Source organism: Kribbella sp. (assembly GCF_035687465.1).
GTDB lineage: Bacteria > Actinomycetota > Actinomycetes > Propionibacteriales > Kribbellaceae > Kribbella.
Genome location: NZ_DASRXP010000218.1, coordinates 1 through 3,961, shown reverse-complemented (window position 1 = coordinate 3,961; position 3,961 = coordinate 1). Strand labels below are relative to the sequence as shown.

The following is a 3,961-nucleotide window of genomic DNA, read 5'->3' as shown; positions in this document are numbered from 1 at the left end:
CCGTGGGCCGTACCGTCTACCGGATCGTGCAAGAGTCGCTGACCAACGTCCACAAACATGCGCGCGGAGCGACCACCGAGGTGCTGGTGAACGCGGCTCCTGGCGCGGGTGTCATGGTTCGGGTGACGAACGTTCGGCCGGTGGCGGCCGGCACGCTGCTGCCGGGCGCTGGCGCCGGCCTGGTCGGGCTTCGCGAGCGGGTGGACCTGTCCGGCGGGCGGCTGGCAGTGGGACCGACCCCGGACGGTGGTTGGCGGGTCGAGGCCTGGCTGCCCTGGTCCGACGGCAACGAGGGCAGCGTCAGCAAAGGCAGTGTCAGTAAAGAAGGGGAAGAAGAGCGATGACGCGGCTACTGATCGTGGACGACGAAGCGCTCGTCCGGGCCGGGCTGAAGATGATTCTGGAGTCGGCGGACGATCTCGAGGTGGTCGCCGAGGCCGACGACGGTGCGGACGCGGCCGAGATGGTCGTCCGGCACCGGCCGGACGTGGTGCTGATGGATATCCGGATGCCGCGGCTGGACGGCCTGGCCGCGACGCGGGAGGTCCAGGCGTTGCGGGATCCGCCGAAGGTCGTCGTACTGACCACGTTCGATCTGGACGACTACGTGTTCCGGGCGTTGCAGGCAGGCGCGAGCGGGTTCCTGCTGAAGGACACGCCACCGCGGGAGTTGGTCCAGGCGGTGCGGGTGGTCGCGGCCGGCGACGCGATGTTGTCGCCGGCGGTGACCAAGCGGCTGATCGGGCACTTCGCGGCGGATTCGCGGACCGATCGCCAGCGGGTGGCGCGGGAGCGGCTGACCACGCTCACCGAAAGGGAGCGGGAGGTGCTGGCCGCGGTCGCGGGTGGGCTGTCCAACGCGGACATCGGCAAGCGGCTGTTCATGAGCGAGGCGACGGTGAAGGCGCATGTCTCACGGGTGCTGGTGAAGCTGGACGCCACCAACCGGGTGCAGGTCGCGATCCTGGCCCACGACGCAGGCCTGCTCGACGGTTAGCCCTGGAGATGGGAAACCGGTCGCGCGCCGCCGGAGGGGTGGGGGACGGCGGCACACGACCGGTTTCGAGGTCAGCGTCCCGGGGGGAGTGGGCGCTGACGGGCTAGAGCATCAGGCGCGGCCGAAGGCCACGTTCTTGCTCCAGATCTTCGCCTTGGCGACGGGCTTGCCCGGCTTCGAGGAGTGCCACAGCATGTTGCCGCCAGCGTAGATGCCGACGTGGTACACGCTGCCGCCACCGCTCTTGAAGAACACCAGGTCGCCCGGCTTGGCGGCGGCGCGGCTGATGTGCTTGGTCGCGCTGTACTGCGAACGCGACGTACGCGGCAGCTTCTTGCCGGCCTTCTTGTACACGTAGCCGGTGTAGCCCGAGCAGTCGAAGCCCTTCGGCGTCGTGCCGCCGTACCGGTACGGCGTGCCCTTCAGCTTCGCGGCTTCCTTCAGCACCTTGGCGCGGAACGTGGTGGTCGTGCCGGTGCCACCGTGCAGCAGACCCTTCTGCGCGGCGTAGAACAGCGAGCGCCACGTGTTGTAGGTCATCGTGCCGGTGCGGGGCAGGCCCACCCGGCGCTGGAACTTGACGACCGCCGTGCGAGTGGCGGAGCCGTACCAACCACCGGCCGGCACATCCAGCGACCGCTGCACGTACTTGACGGCCCAGCCTGCGTCGCCGTAGCGCAGCAGCGGCTTGGACGCCACGGCCGAGTTCCCCCGGGCCCACGCGGCCGAGGAGGTCTTCGTGGTGCCGGTGGTGGCGGCGGAGGCGGCGCCGGGTGAAGCGACAACGCTCATGGCGGCTCCACCAGTGACTGCCAGGCCGACCGAGAGGACGGTGGCCGCGGCGCGGCCGGGGACGGCCGAGGACTTGCTGGTCTTGCGGTGCTTGCCCAGGGTGCGGCCGATCGGCCGCCGCGTACTGGACTCGCTGGACTTGACGGCGCGCGAAAGCGCTGTCCGTCGGGCAGTGACGGGCATGGTTGTCTCCCGACGCCTGTGAAGTTAGCTGTCGGGTTCGGGCTGAGAGTCAATAGCCCGGTCCGCTCCCGCGGACTTCACCCCAGGGACCCGACCACTCACGGTCGGGACCCAACTTCCTGGGTCCCCCACCCCTGCCATGGTGTTCGAGGGGAGCTTGTGTGCCTGGCAGGGCTCGGCGTTGACACACAGGCAGTTCGTCGTATTTGTCGAACCGCCGACGACTGTATAACAGAACGATCACGACGCAAACCCTCAGATCGACAGAGACCCTCCGGAAAGGCCCTGGACGGCTCTCTGACGGATCAGGGAGTCCAGGTGAACACCAGGTGTCCTGAGCGTGATTCCGGGGCTTTCAGGCGGCCGCACAGCGGATTTGTGTGACGCCGGTCACAGCAAGCAGTGGCTCTCTGTGACAACGAGCACAGTCAGTGCTCAGGCCTGCTCCGGCCGAGGAGTTCGACGAACCTTTCGAGCCCCACGTTGCCGCCTGAGAGCACGACCCCGACCCGCTCGGGGAGCCCTTCGATCCGGCCGGTCAGCAGGGCCGCGAGGGCACTCGCGCCGCTCGGCTCGAGGACGATCTTCAGCCGCTCGAACGCGAACACCATCGCGTCCCGGATCTCGTCGTCGCTGACCAGTTCGAAGCTGTCCACCAGCCGGCTGTTCACCTCGAAGGTCAGCTCACCCGGGATCGCGATCGCCTGACCGTCGGCGATCGTCCGCGGGATCTCGATCTCGACCCGCCGGCCCGCGGCCAGCGAGCGGGCGTGGTCGTCGCCCGCGGCCGGTTCGACGCCGATCATCCGGATGCCGGGCGAGAGGGTGGTGGCGGCGGTCGCGCAACCGGCCATCAGTCCGCCGCCGCCGACGGGGACCAGCAGTGCCCCGAGCTGCCCGACCTCCTCGATCAGCTCGAGCGCGACCGTGCCCTGACCGGCCATCACGTCGTAGTGGTCGTACGGCGGGATCAACGTCAGCCCCCGGGTCTCCGCGAGTTCCAGCGCGATCGCGGTCCGGTCCTCGGTGTACCGGTCATAGGTGACCACCTCGGCGCCGTACCCGCGAGTGGCCGCGACCTTGGTCGGCGGCGCGTCCGCCGGCATCAGGATCACCGCGCTCGTCCCGGCCAGTGACGCCGCGAGGGCGACCGCCTGCGCGTGATTGCCCGACGAGTACGCCGCGACGCCGCGCCCGAGTTGTTCCGCGGTCAGCCGGCTGACCGCGTTGTAGGCGCCCCGAAACTTGAAGGCCCCGATCCGCTGGAAGTTCTCCGCCTTGAGGAACACCTCGGCCCCGACCCGGTCGTTCAGCGTTCGCGACGTCAGTACCGGCGTACGGTGAGCTGCTCCACCGATCCGCTGTGCCGCGGCCTGGATGTCCTCGAAGGTCAGCATGATTCAGAACTTATCGTCAGACGTGTCAAGGCCGCCGGGTCGGCTCCGTACTGATAGCGAAGCGGCTCCCAGCGGGGGAGCCGAGAGTCGAGGAGACAGCGTGAAGTACCTACTGGTCCTGAACATCAACCCCGACGTGCTGAGCGCGCTGACCGAGGACGAGCAGCAGGCCATCTTCAGCGGGCACGAGAAGTTCCTCGCCACCGTGACGGAGTCCGGCGAGTTCCACAGCACGGTCGCACTGGCCGAGCCGGCCAAGACCGCGGTGGTCAAGGTGCGCGACGGCGTACCGGCGGTGACGGACGGGCCGTTCCTGGAGGCGAAGGAGTTCCTGGCGGGCTACTACCTGCTGGAGTGCGAGACGCCGGAGCGGGCGTACGAACTGGCCGCGATGATCCCGGACGCGGGGATCGAGGGTCTCGGTGTCGAGGTCCGGCCGGTGGTCCACCAGGTCGGCCTCTGACATCCCCCTTCCGCATCCTTCGGTCCCACTTCGCCCTTATCGGGAGAGGCAGTCGGCGCCGCCGACGCCTCCCGATAAGGGCGAAGTGGGACCGAAGGATGCGGAAGGGGCAACGGTCAGGACGTCTGG

5 protein-coding genes and 1 riboswitch are annotated in these 3,961 nt (G+C 68.9%); of the genes, 3 read left to right on the top strand and 2 right to left on the bottom strand.

From position 1 onward, the window contains the following. Positions 1 to 344: sensor histidine kinase (locus tag VFG33_RS11100; protein WP_325025203.1), on the top strand; the 344-nt coding region annotated here is incomplete at its 5' end. Beyond that, entirely contained in the window at positions 341 to 997 is a 657-nt protein-coding gene (locus VFG33_RS11095; protein ID WP_325025201.1) for a response regulator, read from the top strand. The genes VFG33_RS11100 and VFG33_RS11095, both read left to right, overlap by 4 nt. A 111-nt stretch (positions 998 to 1,108) precedes the next feature. On the opposite strand, the gene VFG33_RS11090 is transcribed toward VFG33_RS11095, so the two are convergent. Together VFG33_RS11090 and VFG33_RS11085 are read right to left on the bottom strand one after the other, a co-directional pair. Beyond that, positions 1,109 to 1,972: a C40 family peptidase gene (locus VFG33_RS11090; RefSeq protein WP_325025199.1), complete on the bottom strand. Its 864-nt coding sequence runs from the start codon at positions 1,970 to 1,972 to the stop codon at positions 1,109 to 1,111. Beyond that, positions 1,972 to 2,163, bottom strand: a riboswitch (cyclic di-AMP (ydaO/yuaA leader). (Overlaps the previous gene by 1 nt.) A gap of 237 nt (positions 2,164 to 2,400) precedes the next feature. Next, a complete protein-coding gene (locus tag VFG33_RS11085; protein WP_325025197.1) occupies positions 2,401 to 3,369 on the bottom strand; it encodes a pyridoxal-phosphate dependent enzyme in 969 nt (322 codons plus the stop codon). A gap of 100 nt (positions 3,370 to 3,469) precedes the next feature. On the opposite strand from VFG33_RS11085, the gene VFG33_RS11080 reads away from it, so the two are divergent. Continuing rightward, on the top strand, positions 3,470 to 3,832 hold the full coding sequence (locus VFG33_RS11080; protein WP_325025195.1) for a YciI family protein: 363 nt from the start codon (positions 3,470 to 3,472) through the stop codon (positions 3,830 to 3,832). The last annotated feature ends 129 nt before the right edge of the window (positions 3,833 to 3,961 follow it).

Bases quoted from the DNA above. Each gene is read 5' to 3' on its own strand.
- VFG33_RS11095 (WP_325025201.1), top strand. From the start codon at position 341: ATGACGCGGCTACTGATCGTGGACGACGAAGCGCTCGTCCGGGCCGGG.
- VFG33_RS11090 (WP_325025199.1), bottom strand. From the start codon at position 1,972: ATGCCCGTCACTGCCCGACGGACAGCGCTTTCGCGCGCCGTCAAGTCC.
- VFG33_RS11085 (WP_325025197.1), bottom strand. From the start codon at position 3,369: ATGCTGACCTTCGAGGACATCCAGGCCGCGGCACAGCGGATCGGTGGA.